This window comes from Komagataeibacter diospyri (assembly GCF_006538165.1).
Taxonomy (GTDB): domain Bacteria; phylum Pseudomonadota; class Alphaproteobacteria; order Acetobacterales; family Acetobacteraceae; genus Komagataeibacter; species Komagataeibacter diospyri.
The window spans coordinates 21,776-44,175 of sequence record NZ_BDLU01000053.1 but is presented as its reverse complement, the minus strand read 5'-3'; the positions used below and the strand labels follow the sequence as shown (position 1 = coordinate 44,175).

The 22,400-nt window shown below is 59.9% G+C and carries 21 protein-coding genes and 2 pseudogenes; 22 read left to right on the top strand and 1 reads right to left on the bottom strand.

Features of this window, described 5'->3' with window-relative positions; translation table 11 throughout:
- Window positions 1-469 precede the first annotated feature (469 nt).
- The 12 genes from MSKU9_RS11990 to MSKU9_RS11940 all read left to right on the top strand — a co-directional run bounded on the left by MSKU9_RS11990 (window position 470) and on the right by MSKU9_RS11940 (window position 13,433).
- Window positions 470-5,569 (top strand): lactate dehydrogenase, encoded by a 5,100-nt coding sequence (locus tag MSKU9_RS11990; protein WP_141261649.1) that lies wholly within the window; start codon window positions 470-472, stop codon window positions 5,567-5,569.
- A gap of 177 nt (window positions 5,570-5,746) precedes the next feature.
- A complete protein-coding gene (locus MSKU9_RS11985; RefSeq protein ID WP_141261648.1) occupies window positions 5,747-7,666 on the top strand; it encodes a ParB/RepB/Spo0J family partition protein in 1,920 nt (639 codons plus the stop codon).
- A gap of 182 nt (window positions 7,667-7,848) precedes the next feature.
- On the top strand, window positions 7,849-8,187 hold the full coding sequence (locus MSKU9_RS11980) for a hypothetical protein (RefSeq protein ID WP_141261647.1): 339 nt from the start codon (window positions 7,849-7,851) through the stop codon (window positions 8,185-8,187).
- On the top strand, window positions 8,180-8,593 hold the full coding sequence (locus tag MSKU9_RS11975) for a hypothetical protein (RefSeq protein ID WP_141261646.1): 414 nt from the start codon (window positions 8,180-8,182) through the stop codon (window positions 8,591-8,593). Before MSKU9_RS11980 ends, MSKU9_RS11975 begins: the two co-directional genes overlap by 8 nt.
- A 157-nt stretch (window positions 8,594-8,750) precedes the next feature.
- Window positions 8,751-9,782, top strand: coding sequence for a phosphoadenosine phosphosulfate reductase domain-containing protein (locus tag MSKU9_RS11970; RefSeq protein ID WP_141261645.1), 1,032 nt, complete (start codon window positions 8,751-8,753; stop codon window positions 9,780-9,782).
- Window positions 9,783-9,813: 31 nt separating this feature from the next.
- Window positions 9,814-10,122: a DUF5983 family protein gene (locus MSKU9_RS11965; RefSeq protein WP_141261644.1), complete on the top strand. Its 309-nt coding sequence runs from the start codon at window positions 9,814-9,816 to the stop codon at window positions 10,120-10,122.
- A gap of 122 nt (window positions 10,123-10,244) precedes the next feature.
- Entirely contained in the window at window positions 10,245-10,751 is a 507-nt protein-coding gene (locus MSKU9_RS11960) for a DUF3085 domain-containing protein (protein WP_141261643.1), read from the top strand.
- A 227-nt stretch (window positions 10,752-10,978) separates the two neighbouring features.
- Window positions 10,979-11,134: a hypothetical protein gene (locus tag MSKU9_RS18275; RefSeq protein ID WP_162853816.1), complete on the top strand. Its 156-nt coding sequence runs from the start codon at window positions 10,979-10,981 to the stop codon at window positions 11,132-11,134.
- A 69-nt stretch (window positions 11,135-11,203) separates the two neighbouring features.
- Entirely contained in the window at window positions 11,204-12,103 is a 900-nt protein-coding gene (locus tag MSKU9_RS11955; RefSeq protein ID WP_141261642.1) for an ArdC family protein, read from the top strand.
- Window positions 12,104-12,160: 57 nt separating this feature from the next.
- Window positions 12,161-12,544, top strand: a complete 384-nt coding sequence (locus tag MSKU9_RS11950; protein WP_227002484.1) for a hypothetical protein — start codon at window positions 12,161-12,163, stop codon at window positions 12,542-12,544.
- Window positions 12,541-12,930 (top strand): hypothetical protein, encoded by a 390-nt coding sequence (locus MSKU9_RS11945; protein ID WP_141261641.1) that lies wholly within the window; start codon window positions 12,541-12,543, stop codon window positions 12,928-12,930. The genes MSKU9_RS11950 and MSKU9_RS11945 overlap by 4 nt, the downstream gene beginning before the upstream one ends.
- Complete coding sequence (locus MSKU9_RS11940) at window positions 12,927-13,433, top strand: hypothetical protein (protein ID WP_141261640.1); 507 nt, start codon at window positions 12,927-12,929, stop codon at window positions 13,431-13,433. Before MSKU9_RS11945 ends, MSKU9_RS11940 begins: the two co-directional genes overlap by 4 nt.
- On the opposite strand, the gene MSKU9_RS11935 is transcribed toward MSKU9_RS11940, so the two are convergent.
- Window positions 13,430-13,942 carry a hypothetical protein gene (locus MSKU9_RS11935; RefSeq protein ID WP_141261639.1) on the bottom strand — a complete coding sequence of 171 codons (513 nt, stop codon included), beginning with the start codon at window positions 13,940-13,942 and terminating at the stop codon, window positions 13,430-13,432. The two genes, MSKU9_RS11940 and MSKU9_RS11935, sit on opposite strands and share 4 nt — an antisense overlap.
- Window positions 13,943-14,310: 368 nt before the next feature.
- On the opposite strand from MSKU9_RS11935, the gene ssb reads away from it, so the two are divergent.
- The 10 genes and pseudogenes from ssb (at window position 14,311) to MSKU9_RS11885 (ending at window position 22,319) form a co-directional block, all read left to right on the top strand.
- Window positions 14,311-14,775: a single-stranded DNA-binding protein gene (gene ssb / locus MSKU9_RS11930; protein WP_141261638.1), complete on the top strand. Its 465-nt coding sequence runs from the start codon at window positions 14,311-14,313 to the stop codon at window positions 14,773-14,775.
- A gap of 569 nt (window positions 14,776-15,344) precedes the next feature.
- On the top strand, window positions 15,345-16,535 hold the full coding sequence (locus MSKU9_RS11925) for a DUF3991 and TOPRIM domain-containing protein (RefSeq protein ID WP_141261637.1): 1,191 nt from the start codon (window positions 15,345-15,347) through the stop codon (window positions 16,533-16,535).
- Window positions 16,532-17,206 (top strand): hypothetical protein, encoded by a 675-nt coding sequence (locus MSKU9_RS18600; RefSeq protein ID WP_227002483.1) that lies wholly within the window; start codon window positions 16,532-16,534, stop codon window positions 17,204-17,206. The genes MSKU9_RS11925 and MSKU9_RS18600 overlap by 4 nt, the downstream gene beginning before the upstream one ends.
- A pseudogene (locus MSKU9_RS18595) lies at window positions 17,203-18,056 on the top strand (ATP-dependent helicase); the annotation flags it as partial. The gene MSKU9_RS18600 and the pseudogene MSKU9_RS18595, both read left to right, overlap by 4 nt.
- Window positions 18,036-19,256, top strand: a complete 1,221-nt coding sequence (locus MSKU9_RS18590; protein WP_264371851.1) for an ATP-dependent helicase — start codon at window positions 18,036-18,038, stop codon at window positions 19,254-19,256. The pseudogene MSKU9_RS18595 and the gene MSKU9_RS18590, both read left to right, overlap by 21 nt.
- A 617-nt stretch (window positions 19,257-19,873) precedes the next feature.
- On the top strand, window positions 19,874-20,131 hold the full coding sequence (locus MSKU9_RS18585) for a hypothetical protein (RefSeq protein WP_227002486.1): 258 nt from the start codon (window positions 19,874-19,876) through the stop codon (window positions 20,129-20,131).
- A 423-nt stretch (window positions 20,132-20,554) separates the two neighbouring features.
- On the top strand, window positions 20,555-20,806 hold the full coding sequence (locus MSKU9_RS11900) for an antitoxin (protein WP_141261636.1): 252 nt from the start codon (window positions 20,555-20,557) through the stop codon (window positions 20,804-20,806).
- On the top strand, window positions 20,803-21,108 hold the full coding sequence (locus MSKU9_RS11895; protein ID WP_141261635.1) for a type II toxin-antitoxin system RelE/ParE family toxin: 306 nt from the start codon (window positions 20,803-20,805) through the stop codon (window positions 21,106-21,108). Before MSKU9_RS11900 ends, MSKU9_RS11895 begins: the two co-directional genes overlap by 4 nt.
- Window positions 21,109-21,286: 178 nt before the next feature.
- A pseudogene (locus MSKU9_RS19020) lies at window positions 21,287-21,889 on the top strand (IS1595 family transposase); the annotation flags it as partial.
- Between the two features lie 70 nt (window positions 21,890-21,959).
- Complete coding sequence (locus MSKU9_RS11885; RefSeq protein ID WP_141261634.1) at window positions 21,960-22,319, top strand: hypothetical protein; 360 nt, start codon at window positions 21,960-21,962, stop codon at window positions 22,317-22,319.
- Window positions 22,320-22,400: the final 81 nt, after the last annotated feature.

The window sequence follows — 22,400 nt, the reverse complement described above, 5'->3', positions numbered from 1 at the left end:
GAAGATTTCCAAATCTTTTACGCCGTAAAAATTTTACCGCGTAAAACGCTTCTGTCTGTTGATGTGATGCGCCGCTTGCGCGGGATGTATCGTCTGGCACTGCCGTTAGATTACCTACGGTCGGTTGCGCCAGAGCTTTGGGTCTTTTGCCCGTTATTTGCCGAAGAGGAATGGGCAAAAAAAGATCTAAATAACACAAAACGGCACCAGATCGGTCAGCACGCCGCAAGGGGTAGCTCCTCCCCGTGCTCGGCGTCTGCGTCGCCTGCGCGCGGGTCCGGTGCTGCCGCTACGCGGCACCCTTGCACCGCACTGCCCGACCCGGTTGCGATAAGATCTGAAGGAAAGAGTAATCAGGCAGCACAACCTGGTTAGCACGCCCGTTCCTGACATCCCGAAAACCTGACCCCGGAACCATCCCGGCCTGCAGAAGCAGTGCCGGGTGCCGGCGTTTGTACGGAGCACGGCCATGTCGTTCCAGCTCAACCTCTTCGGTACAACCGCTCTCGCAGATACCCAGAACGACCTTTTCTGGGGCGAACTTGAAGGTGAAGACGGTTCATCCCCTGCCTCGCCCGCCACACCGGCCGCGATGGCCCTTCCCCAGATCGACTTTCATATGGTTACCGACCGAAGCCTCGCAGCTACGTGGAAACAGCGAGCCCGTGACAATGCGCTGGCAATCGCACTGCTCAAGGAGATCGAAGAAGCTGACCGAAACGCATCGTCCCCCGAACAGATCGTCCTGTCACGCTTCATCGGCTTTGGAGCAGGAGAACTGGCGAACAACCTGTTCCCATCTGGAAGCGATAGTGCCCGTCCAGGCTGGGAAGAAATTGGCGAGGCGATCCATGCCTCCACAACAGACATTGAGAGGGCAGGACTGAAGCGCGCAACACAATATGCGCACTTCACCCCTGAACTGATCGTGCACGCACTCTGGAGTACAGTGTTGCGGATGGGATTTAGAGGCGGTTCCGTGCTCGAACCCGGGTGTGGCACCGGTCTTTTTATCGCGGCCCGACCGGAAAAGCTCGAGGGACGCATCGCCTTTACCGGGATCGAGAATGATCCGATCACAGCAAGGATTGCGCGCAGGCTCTATCCGAACCAGTGGATCCGCAGCGAGGATTTCACGACAGCGAAGCTCGCAACCGGGTACGACCTTGCGATCGGTAATCCACCCTTTTCCAATCGCACCGTGCGGGGCCCCGAAGGTCTGGGGCGGCTTGGCCTGAGCCTGCATGACTTTTTCATCGCCCGATCCATCGAAGCACTCCGCCCGGGCGGCATTGCAATCTTCGTGACGTCCCGCCATACGCTGGATAAGACGGACAGCACCGCGCGTCGGACCATCGCTAAAATGGCTGACCTCGTGGGGGCGGTCCGTCTTCCGGCCGGAGCCATGCGCGATGACGCCGGCACGGACGTCGTGGTGGACGTGCTGGTGTTTCGAAAGCGCATGATCGGCGACATGGCCGATGATGAGGCCTGGCTGGAAACCAGCGCTCTTGTGGACAGCGACCAGGGCAACGGCCCGCTCCTTGTTAACCGCTATTTCCTCGACCATCCGGAGCAGGTGCTTGGCCGTCACGGCTGGACCACCACCCAGTTCGGCCCCGATTACACATGCCACGCGTGTGCCGACTGCGGACTCGATGTGATGTTGCCCGAGGCCCTGAGCCGGATCGGGCAGGACGTGCGCTTTTCGGAACCCCTGGACCAGCGCATCGTCCGACCGACGGGATCCAGTGTCCTGATCGGCACGGCGGCCGATGGCGCCCTGCTGAAAGAGGGATCCTACTTCGTCACGAAAGGCGTCCTGCAACAGATATGCGACGGCCAAGCCGCTACGGTAGCCATCAGGAAGGGGGACCAGAAGGACGGCCTTTTCCAGAAGCATGCCCGGATCATTACCGCACTGATACCCGTCCGGGATGCAGCACGCGCGGTTCTGCGGGCGCAGATGGAGAACCTGCCCTATGGACGCCTGCAGGGCGATCTGAAGCGTGCCTATTTCAGCTTTGTCCGACAGTTCGGACCGATCAACCTGATGAACGTGACGGTCAGGATCGACCCGGAAACCGGGGTCGAGAACGAAACCCAGCGGCGGCCAAACCTGACGCCATTTTACGATGATCCCGATGTCTGGCTGGTTTCGTCCATCGAGGAATATGACGAGGCGACACAGAAGGGCCGGATGGGACCGCTTTTCTCGGAACGGGTCATTCATGCGCCTGTCGAACCGGAAATCCATTCCGCCCACGACGCCCTGGCTGTCTGCCTGCATGAAACAGGCGGCGTGGAAATGCCGCGGATCGCGGAACTCATGGGACAGTCCGAAGCTGAGGTCGCAGCCGCACTGGGGGATGCGGTGTATCTCGATCCGGTACGGAGCGTGGACGGTCGCGATGTCTGGGTCACGGCTGACGAAATGCTCTCCGGCGCCGTGCGGACCAAGCTGGAAGAGGCACGCGATGCAGCCCGGATCGATTGGCGCTACGCCCGGAACGTCACGGCGCTGGAAGCCGTCCAGCCAGCCGATCTGCGTCCGTCGGAGATCACCGCGCGCCTTGGCGCTCCGTGGTTGCCGGTCAGCGACATCATCGCCTTTACCGCCGAGGTGCTCGGGGTCGAAACGGTCATCTATCACGCACCCGCGGTCGCCTGCTGGACCGTGGAGAAACGGGCGTTCATGGGCAAGGCCGAGGCGACGTCAGTCTGGGGGACGGAATGGCGACATGCCGGCGAACTGCTGGAAGATGCCCTGACGCAGGCATCGCCAAAGATATGGGATGTCTGGCGTGATGGCGATGGCAATGAGCACCGCGAACTGAACACACAGGAGACGGAAGCCGCAAAGGAAAAACTGGCAGCGATCAGGCGTGCGTTCGAGACATGGGTCTGGCAGGATGGCGATCGGGCCGAGCGGCTGGTCCGGCTGTACAATGATACTTACAACAACCTGGTTGCACGCGCGTTTGATGGCTCCCATCTGCGCCTGCCCGGTGCAAGCACCACGATCAGCCTGCGCCCCCACCAGAAACGGGTCATCTGGCGGATCATCGCTGCCGGCGGCACGTATATCGCGCACGCGGTCGGCTCCGGAAAGACCTTCTCGATGGTTGCGGCCGTCATGGAGCAGAAGCGGCTTGGCCTGATCAGCAAGGCGATGATCGCCGTTCCCGGTCACTGCCTCGCCCAGATGGCCCGCGAATTCCTCATGCTCTACCCGACCGCGCGGATCCTCGTCGCTGACGAGACGAACTTCGTGAAGGCAAAGCGCCAGCGGTTCCTCGCCCGGGCCGCGACCGGAAACTGGGATGCGATCATCATCACGCATGATGCATTCAGGTTCATCCCGGTAGAGGGCGATTTCGAACGCCAGATGATCGAGGCGCAGATCACGTCTTACGAGGAAGTGCTGGAAAGCGTCGATGCGGCCGACCGCCTGTCGCGCAAGCGGGTCGAGAGCATGAAGGAGAAGATGCAGGCGAAGCTGGAAGGCCTTGCCGCTCGAAAGGACGATCTCGTGCATCTGGGAGAGATCGGCATCGACCAGATCCTCGTCGATGAAGCGCAGCAGTTCCGGAAGCTGAGTTTTGCAACCAACCAGTCCGACCTCAAGGGGGTCGATCCGAACGGCTCGCAGCGGGCCTGGGATCTCTTCGTGAAGACGCGCTACCTGGCGGCAAAAAATCCGGAACGCCCGCTGATCATGGCGTCCGGCTCCCCGATCACCAATACGCTGGCCGAGATGTGGACGGTCAGCCGCTATATGGATCTTGAGGCGCTGCAGAAGCGCTACCTGCATGAATTCGATGCCTGGGCAGCCAATTTCGGCGAAACCCGTACCGAACTGGAACTGCAGCCAAGCGGGCTTTACAAGCCGGTCACGCGCTTCACCGAGTTCGTCAACGTCGCCGACCTCATGGCGATGTATCGCGACTTCGCGGATGTCGTGCAGCACGATGACCTGCGCCAGTACGTGAAACTGCCTGCGATCCGGGGCGGACGTCGCGAGATTATTGTCGCGCCGACAAACGATAACTTCAGGGCCTACCAGAAGACGCTGGCGGCCCGCATCAACGCCATCGAAGCACGCCAGGGGCGTCCCCAGAAGGGCGATGACATCCTCCTGTCCGTCATTACGGATGCCCGTCATGCCGCGATCGACCTGCGCTTCGTCGCCCCTCTCGCCGCGAATGATGACACGTCGAAGCTGAACCTGATGATCGGGAACGTGTTCCGGATATGGCAGGAGACATTGGAAAGCCGTTACAGCGATCCTGAAACCGGTCGGTCGTACGACCTGCCGGGGGCGGTGCAGATGATCTTTTCGGATCTGGGCACCGAGAGCGCGATGGAGACACGCGGTTTTTCCGCCTATACGTGGATCCGCGATGAACTGATCCGTCTGGGTGTGCCGCGCGCGGAAATCGCGTTCATGCAGCACTACAGGAAGAGTGCGGCGAAGCAGAAGCTGTTCGGTGATCTCAATGCCGGCCGCAAGCGGATCCTGATCGGCTCGACGGCGACCATGGGCACCGGCGTCAACGCCCAGCAGCGCCTCAAGGCCCTGCACCATCTCGATGTGCCGTGGCTGGTCTCCGACATCATCCAGCGCGAGGGACGTATCGAGCGGCAGGGCAACCAGCACGCGGAAATCGAACTCTACGCCTACGCCCAGCAGGGTTCTGTTGACGCGACCAACTGGCAGCTCCTCGAGCGCAAGCAGCGCTTTATTGGCCTTGCGATGTCAGGTGACCGTTCCATCCGCCGGATTGAGGACATTGGCGGGGAAGGGGGAAACCAGTTCGCCATGGCCAAGGCGCTCGCCTCAGGCGATGCCCGGCTGATGCACAAAGCCGGGCTGGAGGCCGATCTTGCGCGGCTGGAGAGACTGGCGGCCGCCCATTATGACGACCAGTTCGCCGTAAAACGTGCCATTGACCGGGCCGAGCGTGAGATTGCGGGCGCGGAGCGTCAGATCCCGCTCATCGAGGCGGATATCACCAGCCGTCAGCCCACGAAGGGGGACGCGTTCGTACTGCGTCGGGACAAGGGGGATGTCAGCGAACGTGAGAAGGCCGGATCATGGCTCCTGTCCCAGGTCCGCCTGGCGGCGAAGAACGGTGAGGCAGGGGTCTGGAACCTCGGACGCATCGGTGGGTTCGCCGTCATATGCGAAGCTGGGCCAGGCCGTCGCGTGCGCGGCGAAAAGCGCGCGGTCGACGTGACGCTGTTTGTGGAAGCACGCTCGGGTCGCATTGAGATCGCCGTCGAGGACGACACGAAGGGCCTTGGGCTGACGTCGCGTCTCGAGCATGCGTTGCTTCGGATCGATGACGCGCTCCGTGACGCAATCCGGATGCGGGAGGAAGCGCAGCGTCGCCTGCCATCCTACCGGGCCCGTCTGGGCCTGCCGTTCGCGGAACAGGCGATGCTTGATGAAAAGCGCGCGGAGCTGAAAGCGCTGGAAGACGATCTGGCGGCGACCGCGACCGATGAAGACCCGGTGCATGACGACACCGAGGACAGGGAGAAGGAAGAAGAGGCGGCAGCCTGAGAAGGGCTGCCATCTCCGGTCAGGCGCCGCAAGGGGTGGCGCCTCCCCGTGCTCGGCGTCTGCGCCGCCTGCGCGCGGGTCCGGTGCCGCCGCTGCGCGGCGCCCTTGCCCCGCCAGCCCGGTGCTGGCCGCCGGAGTGCATCAGGAAAGGCGTCCTGAGAACACGGAGTAAAAACCATGGAACTGCGCGAAGTTGATCCGAAAACCCTGCTCGATAACCCCGAAAACCCGCGGAAATCCGCGCCCAACGAGGCGGAAGAGCGCCAGCTGGCGCTGAACGTCAAGGCCGTCGGGATCATCCACCCGCCTTTGGTCCGCGAAACCCCGGGCGGCCTGATGATCGTTGCGGGGCATCGCCGCCGGCGTGCTGCGGTCAAGGCCGGCCTGAAAACCATTCAGGTGACGGTGGCAGGCGATGATGCGGAACTGGACCGGATGCGTGCCGCGTCGGAGAACATGATCCGTCAGCCCATGACCCAGGTTGAACAGTGGCGGGTCGTTGCCAGGCTCCGGGAGGAAAAAAAGTGGAATGACACCGCGATCTGCAAGGCTCTGATGCTTACACCGGTGCAGCTGAAGCAGATCGGCCGCCTGTCTGCCATCCTGCCTGATATTCTGGCGTGGATCGAGGCGGGCAAAGGTCCCGGCAATCGTGAACTGGCGAGCATCGCCCTTGCGTCCACCGCGCTGCAGGAACAGGTCTGGGGCCATTTCGGGTTTCCGGTTGGCGCGGCGCCGCCCGAGGATGTCGAAACCTGCGAAGATGAGGGCGAGCAACTGCCCGACGGAAATTGGGAACCCGGTGCTGCCATCCCCGATTGGGACCGGATTGCATCAGCCCTGCGGCAGGACCGTTTTTATGCAATCGAGGCCTCGTTTGATGACGCCATTGCAAAAAGCTGCCGGATCGCCTGGCAGGAAGATCTGTTCGGTGAAGCCGGGAAGGACGGCCGTTATACCGATGACGGCTTCGCCTACGAGAAGGCGCAGCGGCAGTGGCTAGGTCAGAACACGCCTGAAGACGCACTGATCCTGCAGAGCGACGAGAACGGCGACCCGGTCCTCGAACCCGGCATGGTCCGGATCTACTGGCAGCGCGAGGGCGCCACGAAATTCTTCTGGCTTGATCATCGCCTCAAGGTTCGCGAGGGCTGGTGCGTTCTGCCGGGCAGTGAGGCGGCAGGTCGCACGACGCCGTCCGCCGTCATTGAAGCCCTGCCCGAAGGGCCAAGGGAACGGCCCGATATTTCGGGGCGCGGTTTTGACATGATCGGCAGTTTCCGCACCCAGGCGCTGCATGCCGCATTGGACGGCATGCGGGGGGCTGCCGATCCATGGATCCTGGTCGGACTGATGATCGCGGCCCTCAACGCGCAGAATGTCCGGGTTGATGGCGATGCCGGAGCACATTATCCGCAGCGTTGCCCTTCACGCCGGCTTCTGGCCGCCGCCGGACTGTTCCAGGATGGCGAGATGGCGCTGGACGAGGCGGTCCTGCGTGGCGCCGCTGTCGACGTGCTGAAAGCCGTGCTGTCGTGCGAGAAGAACGGGACGAATAGCGGTGACTGGAGTGTCCTGGTCGGCCATATCGTGAACGCGGATGCCCACCTGCCCACCATGGCGGACGAGGACTTCCTGAAAACGCTCAGCAAGCCCGGCATCACGAAGGCCATAAAGGCCGAAGGCATCCTGCCGCGCAATACCGGTAAGGAAATGCGCCGCGCCCTGATGGACCATGTCGGGCAGGGGATCTGGGTGCACCCTGCAGCACGTTTCCAGGTCGATGTCGCAGCGCTGAATGCCACTTTCGCGGAAGCGCTTACCCCGCCATCCGCAGCGGATGACGATGACGGGGAACTGGCGCATGACGATGATATCGACCCGGAAGACGATGCTGGTGCGCTGGCTGATGGTCCGGGAACCGATGATCCTGCTGCGACGGGCATTGAGCTGGATGAAGTGACTGACACGCCCCCGGACCAGGCGGCAGATCAGGAGGATGACGTGCCGCACGGCAGGGTGGAAAGTCTGGCTCCGCCATCGCAGACACCTGAAGAATTCCTCAGGACGCATGTTGAGTTTGTAGGTTTCAGCTGAGCGAAGCTGGTGCTGCCGTACTGCTCTGGCTCACGGCCCGTCGCCCCAATGGTGACGTCGGGCGGTGAGCCAGCAACTGCCTCTGGTAGAACGTCGACCGGGAAATTCTGCGATACGCCCCCACCGGGCTTATCCGGAACGTCAGGTTACGCGTTCACCTGCGTCGGCGAAGGAGAACCGTGATGACCCATGAATACATGACGGAAAAGCGTCTGATCGGCAGGTATGTGGTTGAACTGGGCTTCCACCCGGATGGTGGAGTTCTGATCCGGACGCCTGAAATCTACCCGCCCGCGGCCCGCCGATGGCGGGGACCCTATGAGAGCGTGGAGGCGGCGGTGGTCGAATTTTCCGCTTTCACGGCGGTTCCAAGAGTCACGTCGGACGAACTGGCCCGGCTGAGAGAGAGTGGTTCTGTCGCTGAAATCTGCGGAAAGGACGTGATGATCTGGCACTGCCCATGGCGGGAAGCCACGACACTGAGTGAATTTGTCCTGGTAAGGGAGGACGGCAATGCCTGATTTTCGTGTCACGCTGGTTGAGCGCCTGTTTGAAGCGGATGCCGGCGATTTCAGGGTCACGGCGACGGACGCCGAGGCGGCTGCGCGGATCGTCCTCAATGCCGTTCCCGACAGTGTGGACTCTGACGGGATCCGGACCACCATTCTGCCTGACGGTCAGGAAGTGGATCTTGAGGTTGAGGAAGTCGTCCATGGCGAGATCGTGGCCATGGTCCACGATGCCGGGACCGGCGTGCTGCAGGGACAGTTTGGGTTTTCCCTTGTTTTCAGCCCGGGACGGGAGGCAGCCGCCGTTCTTGTTAGAGTGATGGATCGTGTCCTTGCGGATGACGGTGAGCGGGACACTCATGCAGCCTGCATGCTGTTGCGCCGGTACCTGCACGAATACCTGAACGCGGACGCGTAGGAAACGCAGGAAGAAACAGGAAAAAATATGTCTGAAGGGCCACCGCGCCTCAAACGGTGGCTCTTGTCCCGCTCCGCGGGCCTGCGATGCCGGCGCACGCGCCGCGTTTGACCCGCGATATCCCTTCAGACCGCCAGAAGACATTCAGACAAGGAGAATGTCCATGGCGACCGCAAGCCCGTCATCCCGTCAGAGAACTGTCGTGCCGGGGCAGGAAGAGATGCCTGATCTGTCGCGTTATGATCACGTCGTCGTCGCCTGTTCCTTTGGCAAGGATTCCCTCGCCTGCACGCTGCACCTGCTTGAAAATGGCGTGGCGCCCGACCGCATCGAGTGGTGGCACCATCTTGTGGATGATGACGGGGACGTTTTTGACTGGCCGCACGTGCCTGATTACGGGCGGCATCTGGCTGCAGCCCTTGGTATCAGACTGTTTTTCTCCGCGCGGCAGGGCGGGATCGTGCGGGAAATGCTGCGCGATAATGTGCCGACCGCGCCAGTCTGGTTTGATACCCCGACAGGGCGGGTCACTGTCGGTGGCAAGGGGCCGCCCAATACACGACGCCGCTTCCCGCAGGTTTCGGCGAACCTGTCGGTCCGCTGGTGCTCCCCATATGCCAAGATCATGGTTGCGGATGGCGCCCTGCGGAACCAGGCGCGCTTCAGTCATGCCCGTACCCTGTTTGTAACTGGAGAACGCGCGGCGGAATCCGCGAACCGTGCCCGTTACGCTGCCTTTGAGCGGCATCGGACAGACTGTCGTGATGGTCGGGTCCGACGGCATATCGATCACTGGCGGCCGGTACATGCCTGGAGCGAAGCGGCTGTCTGGCAGATCCTGCGCCGGCATGGCGTGATTCCGCCGCTTCCCTATCAGCTCGGGTTTGGCCGTCTGTCCTGCCTGACATGCGTCTTCATGTCTGCCGATCAGGCTGCGACGCTGCGTCACATGGACCCGGATCGGTTCGCCCGGCTGTGTGAATGGGAACGCGCATTTGGCTGCACCATCCGACGCGACCGGGACCTGAGCACGCTGGCCAGTGGCGGCACGGTCTACGGCTCCGTGCGTCGGCGCCCGGATCTGGTGCGCCGCGCGCTCTGCCATCGCTGGTGTGGTCGTGTCCTCACATCCCCCGAACAGTGGCTCCTGCCCGCTGGCGCATTCGGCGAGAGCGCCGGGCCGGTCTGACTAGCCTCATCCTTCAGCAGGAAGAAACCCGATGTTAGCGCCTTTCCAGATCCGGAAATTCCTCGACCTGAGCACCGGTCACCTCCCCCTGTCGGACCGCGAACACCTTGAGAGATATGCAAGGTCAGGTGGTTCCTTTGGCCTGACCTGCCTGTCCGGCCCGCATGGATGGTTTGTCCATGTCCCGCTGGATCCATACTCCCGTGATTGGCCGGGGTCGCGGACACTGCGGGCCATTCTCGCCCTGGCCCGGAATCACGACTGCGATTACGTCCTGTTTGACGCGGACGGCCCGGTCGATGCTTCGCTTCGTTTCTTTGATGACGATGAAAATGAATGATCGGCAACGGCATCGGGGGTACCACGGTCCAGATGTGCCGGTTCCCATTTCTTAAGGCGGGATACTTCGGTGTTCCGCCTTTTTTGTGTCTTCGCAAGGGGCTTACACAAAGGAATACTGCCATGAAACTTCATTTCGACCGTGCCCTGGTGGCGCGTCTTCTTGCTCATGCGCAAGCCGCGAGCGAACATTCCCCTACCTATGATCAGCTTGTTGACCCGGCCTTTCTCAAGGCTGGCGTGTCGTCACGCCATCCGACCGGTGCGGATGTCGATCGTACCAAAATACCGGCAGGCCTCATGCTGGTTGGCGATCATGGGGTGTACCTGATGTCGAATGGTTATCCGGGCTTCAGTGACGCCGAGGGTCAGGCGAACCTTGTCGCCTATGCTGTCGAAGCGGACCCGCGCACATGTCCTGACGACTGGTACGATGTCAAACGCGCGTCGTTTGGCGGTGACGATGGCGCGGAATTTCTTTCCGCCGACACCATCCGCAAGGCGCTGGACGCGACTGCGGGCAGTCGTTTGTGGATTGATGTCACGCCTGCGCGGATCAGTTGCCCCTATCTGGCATCCCCGCAAAAAAACCGATCCGGACGACCGGATGGCGGATCTGGAAAGGCCTGACCTGAATAAAAATACAATAAAAACAAAATATATAAATAAATGAAACAGTAAAGGTAGGAGGCGGGCACCACAGTCCAGCCTGCCGCGCAAGGGGTGGCTCCTCGCCGTGCGCGATGGCTGCGCCATCTGTGCGCGGCTCCGGTGCCGCCGCTGCGCGGCGCCCTTGCCCGCCAGTCTGCCCTGCGGTCGCCGGAAGGGGTCGAAACGCCAGAAAAAAGGATCTGGACATGACTCAGAACCGCATCGTGCCGCCGTCCCGCCCTGCCGTCGAAATCGCCAAATTCGTCGCCATCGTGCTCCTCTGGACGGCCTCCCTGGTCACCTTCCTCCTGTTGCCCGACATCTTTCTCGATCCGTGCACCGGCATCATCGATCTCAGATGACACCCGCATCGCAAGTCGTCTATCCGCGCCGCCCTGAAGGGCGGCGTCTGCATATTCTGGAGACTGATCATGGCCAGAACCGAACGTACCGACATTCATCAGTCCGTCACCGACCGCATCATCCTCGAACTTGAAGCGGGAACCGTGCCATGGGTCTGCCCATGGAACCGCGCGAAATGCGGGATTGCCCTGCCGCGTAATGCCGCGACCGATCGGGCCTATTCCGGGATCAACATCCTGATGCTGTGGGGCGCGGTGGAGATGCATGGGTTTTCCACCCAGAAATGGCTGACGTTCCGTCAGGCGCAGGCCGAAGGCGGCAATGTCAGGAAAGGCGAGAAGGGAACAACGGTGTTCTATGCTGACCGTTTCACGCCAAAGTCGGAAGCAGGCTCCGATGATCCCCGCCAGATCCCGTTTCTCAAGCGGTTTACGGTGTTCAATATTGACCAGTGCGAGAACCTGCCAGAGAGCATGGTCGCGCCGACCGCTCTGTTGCCGGAACGCGAAATCGTGCCGCATGCGGAAGCGCTGATGAGCGAAACCGGGGCGGACATCCGTATCGGCGGCGACAAGGCATTTTATGCCCCGGATGCGGACTTCATCCGGGTTCCGCCCCGGCAGTCCTATTTCAACCAGATCGACTGGTACAGAACCGTCTTTCATGAGATCGGGCACTGGACCGGGGCTGAAAGCCGGCTGTCGCGCACTTTTGGCAGGCGGTTTGGGGACCATGCCTACGCGGCCGAGGAGCTCGTCGCAGAGATGACATCAGCTTTCGTGTGCGCGGAACTGCAGATCGAACCGACGGTCCGCCATGCTGATTACATCGGGAACTGGCTGGAACTGCTGAAGGCTGACAGGCGCGCTATTTTCACCGCAGCGAGCGCAGCTTCAGCCGCGGCCCAATACATTTTCAGCTCATCGACACGTCAGCCGTCCGTCGGAGATGTGGCTTCTGCCGCCTGAAACCCAACCCTGGAAACCTGTGCGCCTGCGAGGGCGTGCCGGGTGATGGAGTTCATCATGCCTGTCTTTGCCCTGATTGCCACTCCCGCCGTGCGCATCCGTTCTGACGGCTGCGCCATCCTTAAGGCACTGCCGATGGAACACCTTGGTGCACGGGGGATGACAGAAGCCCGGACGCTCGCGGAAATCTCGACTGCCGTAACGCTTTACGGTGAGAGGATCGCCGGCGTGCATCCCGGGCGCTCATTTTCCATCAGTGTGCATATCCGTCGGGGTGATCGTAAGCCACGTGGCTTTGATGCGGCTTACCGCACTGGCGCCCTGGGGACCGACAGATGGGTTCTCATGGTCGATAACGACGCTGATGGCGCGCGGATCCTGCATGGACGATCCGCAGCCGAAACCGGAAACATGGCGTCCTGCAAAGGAGACATGGCATGATCCGTCAGTATTATACGTCTCCATTTCAGGGCGGTAATAACCCGCTCCGGGTCGGGACCATTGCCAGCGGAACCATCTTCCGTCTTCCGGCTCCTGTTTCGGGACGTCCCTATCGGACCCGGCCGTGGATCGTGGAATGCTTTCTGAACGGCATGATGGGGGCGGCTGCGCTGAACCCCGTCACCGGTCTCTGGGAAGACCGTTATATGCGAGGCCGCTCGGATCTGGTCGTATTGCGCAGCCTCGCCAATTCCCGCCGTGTGACCGTGGCAGTGCGCTATCTGGAAAGGATGAGTGAAGGGGGCCTGAGCGAGGGGCATTATCCAGAACTGCCGGATGTGAACCGCTTCCATAACGGCTATCGATGCCGGAGCCGGGTGTCATGACGGCGAGGCCAATCCTGTGCGAGCGGCTTCGGATCCCGCCTTTCGACCCGGCTGTCCTGAAACCCACCAAATGGGCGACAGCCCAGCAAAAGGCAAAGCTTGGTAATGCGATCCTGCGGTTCATCGCACTCGGAATGCCTGCAGGAAAATTTACCCCGGCCCTGTATAACCGCCTGAGCAACATGTTCGGATTTATCGCGCATTATAATCGGATCGGCTTTGCGCAGACATGGTTCGAGAATGCAGCCACACGTCGCGATTTCCTCGATCAGGTTGCGCGACATCCCTGCTGGGGCGACCCGTCTTTTGTCTGGTCGGATGTGGAGAGGGAAATCGGGCAGCGCATCCGCGAGAACCTTCTGGTCGAGGCATGGGCAGCCCGTGCCCGCGAAGAACAGATTGCGCGTGAGAAGTCAGAACTGGCTGGCCTGATGGCAAAGCATGGCGGGACCACAACATCCGCGGTTGCCCCCGCGCCTCCCGTGCAGCCTGGGCTCTTCTAGCCTGCATCCACGCTCCAGGACCCGTGCCCATCAAGGCATCTGGCCAGGAACTCCAGCGCTGCGCGTGGGTATTTCCTGATTTCCAGCAGGCTGCCGGTGGGCACCTCCATATGGTAGGCGCCGAGCCGGGTGGCGCAGCGCGGCTGGCCGAGCAGGAATTTTACGCCCCTGCCAGTCCGGACGGCCTGACGCGGACCGAAAACGCCGACGACGTGACGACCACCAAGGTAAATATCGGCGTTGAACTTGCGCCACAGTGGTGCCCGGACGTCCTGTTCGTCAACGTCGACCTGCACGGTGCAGCAGTCGTTCCACGCAGCCGGCGTGCCATCTACACCATACAGGGTCTGGCAGATCTGGCGGACCGCCTGCTCGTGTTCGGGGAGGAAGGACCAGCCGATTTCCTTGCCGAGAAACCGTCCCCTGTACCGGCCGGCCTGGGTCGACAGTTCGGGATGAAAATCCGCCTTCAGCGTGATGCGGTCTCCCGACACGGTAATCACAGCCATGATGAACCCCCACGTTGGCAACAGGGAAATTCTAGAATGAATACTTTCATTGTACAAGAGAAAACAGCACAGGTACGAATAAAAAAAGAACAATAATATGAAAACAAAGACCCCGAAGAAACAGAATTTTGCATCAGTGCTCCTGCCGGGTCTCTGACCTGGTTTCTGCGGTCTGAAGCGGTCGTCGTCGGGCGCAACCCCCAGGCCTTCGGTCGGGACGGTACCGTGAAGCCGCAGGCGCGGCTTCCGCACCATTGCCGCCCCGAGGGGTTGCGCCCGCCGCCTGATACCCGCTTCCGCGTGACCGCACCAGGTCAGAGATCCGGCAGGGGCCGGAGAGGACCGGGAAGGAAAAAAGGAACAGGACCATGAGCCAGTCAGTCAATCGTGCCATCATCATCGGTCATCTGGGCAGGGATCCGGATCTTGCCGCACGCAGGGAGGGGGATGGAAAAATCGCGTCTTTCGGCGTGGCGACAAGCGAAACCTGGACCGATCGCGCCAGCGGCGAACGCCGGGAGAAAACCCAGTGGCACCGTGTCGTCTCTTTCAACGATCACCTGTCGGCCGTGATCGAACGTCGGTGCCAGAAGGGAACCCTGGTCTATATCGAAGGCCATCTGGAAACACGCAAATGGACCGATCAGCAGGGACAGGACCGTTATGTAACCGAGATCATCATCGACCGGTTTGATGGGAACCTGAAGGTGCTGGCCAATGGCCGCAGCACCAGCGATGGACGTTTTGATGAAGAGCGCCCGTCGCGTAGCGCCGCCCAACGACCTGCTCCTGCTGGCGGTGGCCAGGAAATGGAGGACGAGATTCCGTTCTAGCTGCGGTTTTGCCGGGCTGGAGACAGCCCGGCTTCTCTGCCAGGGATATCTTCCGGACAGAGGGTCAAATTCCGGCATTGCGCCTTGGAGATCCACAAGCGTAACTGCCCGAAGTCCCCGCGACGGTGCCTGATGATCGGGTCGGGGGACTGAAAAGCCAGCAGAACCGGTCTGTTATGATAGATTTCTGGGCGGATGGAAACGGGGCGTGCCCATGTTGTTGTACGGGCAGTAGTATCGCGCGTTTCCTCCTCCCGATCCCGGTTTTTTCTCGTTGGTCGCATGATGTGGGCGGACATGGGACATTCCACAGGGAGTGTCCCGTGTCGTGTACGTTCCAGTCTTCCCGTTCTGTCCGGATTGCAGGTGCCTGAAGGCTGCCTTGCCCCTTGCATCCATATCGGGAAGCCGGAACGAAGAAAACATATATGGATACGGACCTAAAGTAATAAATGCCGCTTTTATGCGGCTTGTATTGCTCCGTTCACTATTCTGTTCGCGGATATTATTCGGGAATTCTGCCGTATTGTTTCCAGAAAGGCGGAGCCATTCATGAAAGGATTTATCCCATGGCTTACGTATCGTCTCCAGAAGCGCAGCAAAGGGAGCTTGACGAGCTTCGCAATGCGGTAAACTGCGCGGTTGTGCTTGAAAAAGCCGGGTTCAGGCTGGATCGGCAGGCTACTGCACAACAGTCGGCCCGTAACCTGAAGTTCCGCCGCGACAACGATGTGATCATTGTCAATCATGGCGGCAAGGGCTGGTGGGATCCAAAAGGTGATGGAAAGGGTGACGTGTTCAAACTCGTCCAGTATCTCGATCCGTTAAAAAATCTCGGCCATGTCAGGCGGGAACTTCGCGCACTGGTCGGGATGAACCCGACGCTGGAAGTCGCCCAGCGTACCACAGGTGCCAGTGACGGACCGCGCCGTGATCCTGTTGAATTATGGGATCGTCGTTCCGCACCCGGAAAAGGGACGGCAGCGTGGCGCTATCTGACGGAAGAACGGCGGCTGCCCGCCGATATCCTCGCTGCCGCCATCCGGCAGGGTGTGCTGAAAGAAGGCCCACGCGGGACCGCCTGGTTCAGTCACCGCGATATCAGCGGGCAGCTTACCGGGATGGAGATGCGTGGTCCCGAGTACAAGGGCTTTTCGACGGGTGGCGGGGGTAAGCGCCTGTTTGGTTTCCGGGCCGATGGAGGAACCGAACCCGTAACACGCCTTGTGGTCACCGAGGGGGCCATTGATGCCCTGTCTTTTGCCGCGCTGGACCATTTTCGTAAGGGAACATTCTATGCTTCGACCGGGGGCGGCATGAGTCCCGAGGGCGAGGCGAACCTGAAGCTGGTCATGGCGCGTGTCGCGCAGCAGCCGCATGCGCGACTGGTCATTGCCGTCGATAACGATCTGCAGGGTGATCGATACGTTTCGAAATTTACGACATTCGCGCAGGAAGCCGGTCTCTGGTCAGGCCGGATTTCGCCGAAAGTACCTGGAGATGACTGGAACAGGGTGCTGCAGGCACGCGAAGATAAGGCGCAGCCCGGACCTGCGCCTGCAGATCCGCTCTCTCGCCTGTCCGAAGCCCTGACTACCAGAACGGCTGCCAACCCGGCGGAAGTTTCGACGGGTTGGCTGGATCAGGCCGAGACATATCACGCGAAACATCAGAAGGTGCTCTCTGGTCCGGAACAGGGCGCACCACCGTCTCCGACCATATCGCGCTCAGCAGCCCCGTCGCCGGAAGCATCACCATGATCTGGTTCGAACCTTTTGCTTCCCGGATGTGGCGGAGCCGTCTTCTTCGGGCTTTCCTGCTTCACGAGCAGGCCAGTGCGATCTGGCAACAGCATCGTCCGTCCGGCTGTACCCTCCCTGACTGTTTTGTCGGGATGGGCAACGGGAGCGCCGAGTTCCGCGGTGTGGTGATCGGCGGGACGCGCGACACTTCGCTGCCCGAGGGGTGGGATCTCGAAGCGCGTACCGTTCTCTTCACTGACGATCACGAGGTGACCGTCATTTACGGCTGGCGGGCCACAGACGTGTCGGCCGAGCGATCCTGTTTTCAGGACCATCTCATGCAGGAGAAAGTGATGATGGCTATTTCCAGTTACGCGGATCTGGGGGTTGCGCGCCTGGCCATCAAGGAGGCCCTAGCCGGGGCTTTCGCCCGTTCTGCCCTGGCAGGGGCGATCTGGAACCGCCATGTGTGCTGCCGTGGAATGGGGATCGAAGATGACCTGCCGATCCCCGAGACGGCTGTCAGGCTCTATGAACGTGTCGGTTGTCCGGTCGGGCTGGTTATCGACGGGTGCTGGGAAAGGGGGTTCGGGAACTGGGATCTTTCCTGTCCCGTGACGCTGCTGCTCGCGAGCGGTGAGGTTACCCGGACCCGCGGCTGCCTGGCGGAAGGGATGGAAGAACTATGACGTCCGGGGATCTTTCTGTTCCGCACGCCCTGGCGTCAATCCTCAACGATCTGACGGTGCAGCAACGGTCTGCTGCCATGGCGCTGGGGCGTGTCCTGGTTCTCGCCGGTGCGGGAACTGGCAAGACCAAGACCCTCACAGCGGGTGTGGCGACGCGCATCGAACTCCACGGCATGGTTCCGGGCCAGATTCTCTGTGTCACGTTCACCAACAGGGCGGCGCAGGAAATGCGCAGACGCATTGCCAGTGTTCTGGGACCACATTCGGTACTGCCATGGTTGGCACGTTTCACGCGCTCGCATCCCGCCAGTTACGGGCCGAGCCCGAGGTGGCGCAGTTGCGTAGCGGTTTCGACATTCGTGATGCAGATGACAGTCTCGCGATCATACGTCGCCTGATCAGGGCGGTTCCGAAGGCGCAACTCCCTGACCCGCAGGAAGGGGCTCCCGGGGATGCCAGGCAGATCAGGAAGATGGCCGAGCGGATTTCACGTCTGAAAGAGAATCTGGTAACACCCGAAACGGCTGCAGCGCATGTCGAGGCCATGATCCACACGCGGCAGTCGGCAAACCGTTTTGTAGATCATGACAGCTGGCGTTTCGTGATCGGCCTGTACGCCCGGTACCAGGCCGTCCTGCGCGATCAGAACGCCGCGGATTTTGGCGACCTTCTTATGTGGCCAACCCTCGCCATGCTGCATGACCCATCCTATCATCGCCGCTGGACAGGCCGTTTTACGGCCGTCATGGCAGACGAATTTCAGGACGTGAATCATGCACAGCATCTCTGGCTTGCACTGCTGAGTAAAAAATCTGGCGAACTGTTCTGCGTGGGTGATGATTCGCAGAGCATCTATTCCTGGCGTGGTGCAAAAGTCGGGTTTCTCAGGAATTTCTCAACAGAGTTTCCTGGTGCGAAAATATTCAAGCTGGAAGAGAATTTTCGCTCCACCAGCCATATCCTTGATGCGGCGAATGCCGTGATTTCATACGATCCGTCCCGCATCGAGAAGAGCCTGTTCACGCGTCGGGGCGAGGGAATGCCGATCGAGGTACTGGGCTTTTCCTATGCCACCGAGGAAGCCGCCGCGATTGCCCGTGAGATCGGCCGTCATGCGGCCGCGGGCACAGCCTGGCACGATATGGCGGTCATTTACCGTCAGAACAGGCTGTCGTGGGTTCTGGAGGAAGCGCTGCTCCATGCTCACGTTCCGCATGAGATTGTCGGGGACGTGGGGTTCTATCAGCGTATGGCTGTCAAGGACGCGCTGGCCCTTCTCACACTCTCCGCGTGTCCCGATGAGCCCCAGTCTGAGGAGGCATTTCGCCGGGTCGCCAACAGGCCGGTCCGCGGACTTGGAGCAAAAGGCCTGGGAATGATCGAGGCCAAAGCCAGGGATTCCGGACTGTCGTTGTGTGCCGCTGCAACGCGGGTCCGCTTGCCCCTGAAATGTGGACGGGCGCTGGACAGCTTCGTTCAGATCGTCAGGCGGACGGCCTCTCGCGGGAGTGAAACCATCGGTCAGCGTGTCAGCTGGCTGCTTGAGGAAACCGGTTATCTGGACATGCTGCGCGCTGACGACACGGACGATGCAGTCTCACAGCGTGAAAACCTGGCTGAACTGGTTGCGTTGGCGGATGGCTTCCAACGTGTGGAGCATCTGATGGAGCATGCAGCTCTGGCGAGCGTGGCGCCTGGGGAAAAAGGGAAGGATCGGGTGCAGCTCATTACCATGCACCGGGCAAAAGGGCTGGAATTTCGCCACGTGTTTCTGCCTGCGTGGGAAGAAGCTGTCTTTCCTGGCGGCATGGTGCGTAATCTCGATGAAGAACGCCGCCTTGCCTATGTGGCGCTGACCCGGGCGATGGAGCAGGCTACCATCACTTTTTGTGATTACCGACAGGGCGGCTCTTCTGCGCCATCCCGCTTTATCGACGACATCCCGCTGCAGAACCGGATTACCGGCTGGAACCATGTTCGGCATGAGCCGTGCCAGACCAGTCTGCGCTGGATGCAGGCCGGACGCGCACTTGATGCGCAGGGGCCCTGATCATGAGCGATGAACCGTCGCAAGATTTCTTTGGAGGCAGGACGCCTGCGTCTGCGCGATCTGTCCCGTTTCACGGATATGCCCATAGCTGTAAGGGCTGCGGGAAAGGCGCTGTGTTCGGTTTCAATACCCGTGGCGGTGATGACTGGTATTGTGGGGAACATCGGCATCTTGGTCAGGCAATCCCGCCTTCCGGAGTGAAGCCGGGTAGCTGATGTGGTTTTTGATTGTTATTGCTGGCTCTGTTGTTACCTGCGTGATGTGGACCCGCTGGCACCGTCAGATGGGACTGGCATGCGTTCAGCCGGAAACATGCCATGCATCTTCACACCATACAGACAGTCGTCGGCATAACTGTCCGGCGCGGGCTGTCGGATCATTGCGTCTGCAGGCGAAAACGGCGCAATGGCGCTCCTGCATTAAGGTGCGCTCCGGCCTGTCGGGAGACAAACGGGTTTGCTCCGCACAGGGGCGCTGAGGTCAGGCGAAACTCCATTACAGTCGATCGGTTTCATCAGCCTGCCAGGCGTTGAACTCATTGAATTGATCTGCTCTGGTGGCCAGCACAGGGCTTTGGCCTTTAATCGTAGCCGCGTAGCTTTAAGGACGTCCGATTCATGGCGAAAAAGCCAGTGTTGTCGATTGAACCTGAGGACTGGACTGACGATAAGGCGGCCTTCCTGTCGCTTCTTGAACCGCCGACACCCGTGCGGGATCCGAAGGATCTCCGACTGCACACGCGCCAGCTTGCTGACTTTTTGCGGGTGAAATTCCCGCAACGGTGGGTTGGCGTGGAGATTGGAACCCTTCCTCTTCGCTGTGAAATGGATAGTGGATTACCGTCCCACCGGGCCGACATTCGAGCCTCAGTGTGATCTGGCCCGCGAGAATGAACGTCTTCGTCTGGAGAATCGGACTCTGCGGGAGGAGAGGGAAATCTTAAAAAAACGATCCCGGGCGTATCAGCGCATCGGGTATGCTGAGACGCATTGCGCCGAGGAAAAGGGCCTTCGACGGGTTTACATGGTCAAGACACGCTCCGAACGTTCTTGTTCGCCGTGAGGGTGAATGGATCGTCAGCGATAACTGATCAAAATCCGGACAGGGAGATGGGAAACTGACATTACTGCGGCAGTTCGGGGGACGAGGGATAGAGTCTGCGAAAGACCCGCTCCCTGATCAGTTCCTGCACGATGACAGTTCGTTAAACGGTAGAGATGAGGCGGCTGCCGCCTTTTCCTCGCATCATACCCACATATGTGCTAATGTGGGTTTATGCTTCGCAGGAGAGATATATCATGAGCCGACTGACCATTGATATGACGGATCAGCAGCACCAGAGTCTGAAAGCACTGGCGGCGCTACAGGGCAAGACGATCAAGCAGTATGCCCTTGAGCGTCTACTCCCTGACAACCTTGATACTGACCATGCATGGCAGGAACTTAAAAATCTTCTTAGAGCCCGCGTTCAGGAAGGCCTTGATGGCAAGGTAAGTTCAAAGAGCATCAGTGCGATCCTTGGTGAGGAACTCGATGAGAAGCGTAATTGAAAAGCTACATCCTTACTGAAGCAGCGGAAGCTGACCTGCGTGCGGTCATCAGTTACACAGAAAAACAGTGGGGCGATGCTCAGGTCCGTCGATATGTTGCCGTGCTGGAACAAGGCATTGTCAGTCTCGTCGAGGGTCATAGCGCTTTCAAGGACATGAGCACGCTGTATCCCGGGTTGAGAATGGTGCGGGTCGAGCATCACTACATTTTCTGCCTGCTGCGTGAAGGTGCGCCAGCGTTGGTCGTGGCCATCCTGCACGAGCGCATGGATCTTCTGATCCGCCTAGCAGGCCGGTTATGATTTGACGTCTGCTTTCGGCAACACAGATTGCCGCGCCCTACGTCCGAGAAGAGGGCGACTGCCTGTCTATTCAATTCTCGAAGCAGGTAGGCAGATCAGGGGACCAAAGATCTTACCCGCTTATCAACAAGACAGCACGGCCTTTGCTGGCGTCCCTTGACATCCCATATGAACTTGAGTGGCGGGAGTTCTGGTGATGTTGTAAAGTCATGAGAGGTCTGACAGACGTTGAGTTTGAGCGTCTCTACAGCACGGAAGAAGCCTGTATCGAGGCGTTGATGATGGCGCGTCGGGAGGCATTGATGGCCTGCCCGTCCTGCGGCCACGATCGGAATTACCTCTGTGGTCGCCGGGTGGGGTGCACACGCTGCAACCGTCGCTGGTCGGTCACGGCCGGCACGGTGATGAACGGGACAAAACTCCCCCTCACGATCTGGTTCCGGGCCATGCATATCATGACCAGCACCAAACAGGGTGTTTCGGCCATAGAACTGGGCCGTCGGCTGGGCGTGAGCTATCCGACGGCGTGTGGTACCTCGCCAAACGCCTGCGTCGCGCCATGACCGAACGGGAAACCCGTTATGTTCTTGGTGGTTCTGGTCCGGGCGGTGCCCCGGTCGTGGTCGAGGCAGACGATGTCTATCTGGGGGGCGAGCGCAACCAGGGCTCGGGTCCGGGAGGCAAGACCAGAGTGATCGCCGCGACCGAGCGATATGAAAACGGCCGTATGGGCCATGTCGCCATGAGGACGGTGGTCGGCTTTACCAGCAAGGCGGTGCGGGCATTACCTTGAAATCCATGAAGTCAATTCGTAGAATGATTGTCATTTTTTTTGGATTTGGAGAGTTGAATTGAAATTAAGAATATCATTCCCAGATAATTTTATATCAGAAATGACTATTGATCAGAAGTTTGTACCTTGCTTATGCAAAATATCACGTGATTTCGAGATAGAATTTAGGGCTCCTCTTCAGGAAGTGGTTGGTATTGTATCTGAATGGGATATTGAATTAATTAACGAAAGGGCTCCTGCTGGTATGGGAGGGAAATACACGTATTACGCAGATGGAGAAATATCTATCGAGCGGATTTCAGATGATATGTATCGTATATTAGATCTAAAGATGTTTTATCCAGCATCCGGGTGGCGTCCTGTTATAAAAGATGGAGATTATGCTGTTCCAAAGGAGGGGCTTTGGGAGATGGAGTAATTTCAGATATCATTTTTTTAATTATAATTAGATAAATATATAATAAATTAAATATAACATTTGATTTTTAATACAAAAATA

Excerpts from the sequence above, each read along its gene's own strand:
- MSKU9_RS11990 (WP_141261649.1), top strand. The coding sequence starts at position 470 with ATGTCGTTCCAGCTCAACCTCTTCGGTACAACCGCTCTCGCAGATACC.
- MSKU9_RS11985 (WP_141261648.1), top strand. The coding sequence starts at position 5,747 with ATGGAACTGCGCGAAGTTGATCCGAAAACCCTGCTCGATAACCCCGAA.
- MSKU9_RS11980 (WP_141261647.1), top strand. The coding sequence starts at position 7,849 with ATGACCCATGAATACATGACGGAAAAGCGTCTGATCGGCAGGTATGTG.
- MSKU9_RS11975 (WP_141261646.1), top strand. The coding sequence starts at position 8,180 with ATGCCTGATTTTCGTGTCACGCTGGTTGAGCGCCTGTTTGAAGCGGAT.
- MSKU9_RS11970 (WP_141261645.1), top strand. The coding sequence starts at position 8,751 with ATGTCCATGGCGACCGCAAGCCCGTCATCCCGTCAGAGAACTGTCGTG.
- MSKU9_RS11965 (WP_141261644.1), top strand. The coding sequence starts at position 9,814 with ATGTTAGCGCCTTTCCAGATCCGGAAATTCCTCGACCTGAGCACCGGT.
- MSKU9_RS11960 (WP_141261643.1), top strand. The coding sequence starts at position 10,245 with ATGAAACTTCATTTCGACCGTGCCCTGGTGGCGCGTCTTCTTGCTCAT.
- MSKU9_RS18275 (WP_162853816.1), top strand. The coding sequence starts at position 10,979 with ATGACTCAGAACCGCATCGTGCCGCCGTCCCGCCCTGCCGTCGAAATC.
- MSKU9_RS11955 (WP_141261642.1), top strand. The coding sequence starts at position 11,204 with ATGGCCAGAACCGAACGTACCGACATTCATCAGTCCGTCACCGACCGC.
- MSKU9_RS11950 (WP_227002484.1), top strand. The coding sequence starts at position 12,161 with ATGCCTGTCTTTGCCCTGATTGCCACTCCCGCCGTGCGCATCCGTTCT.
- MSKU9_RS11945 (WP_141261641.1), top strand. The coding sequence starts at position 12,541 with ATGATCCGTCAGTATTATACGTCTCCATTTCAGGGCGGTAATAACCCG.
- MSKU9_RS11940 (WP_141261640.1), top strand. The coding sequence starts at position 12,927 with ATGACGGCGAGGCCAATCCTGTGCGAGCGGCTTCGGATCCCGCCTTTC.
- MSKU9_RS11935 (WP_141261639.1), bottom strand. The coding sequence starts at position 13,942 with ATGGCTGTGATTACCGTGTCGGGAGACCGCATCACGCTGAAGGCGGAT.
- ssb (WP_141261638.1), top strand. The coding sequence starts at position 14,311 with ATGAGCCAGTCAGTCAATCGTGCCATCATCATCGGTCATCTGGGCAGG.
- MSKU9_RS11925 (WP_141261637.1), top strand. The coding sequence starts at position 15,345 with ATGGCTTACGTATCGTCTCCAGAAGCGCAGCAAAGGGAGCTTGACGAG.
- MSKU9_RS18600 (WP_227002483.1), top strand. The coding sequence starts at position 16,532 with ATGATCTGGTTCGAACCTTTTGCTTCCCGGATGTGGCGGAGCCGTCTT.
- MSKU9_RS18585 (WP_227002486.1), top strand. The coding sequence starts at position 19,874 with ATGGCGAAAAAGCCAGTGTTGTCGATTGAACCTGAGGACTGGACTGAC.
- MSKU9_RS11900 (WP_141261636.1), top strand. The coding sequence starts at position 20,555 with ATGAGCCGACTGACCATTGATATGACGGATCAGCAGCACCAGAGTCTG.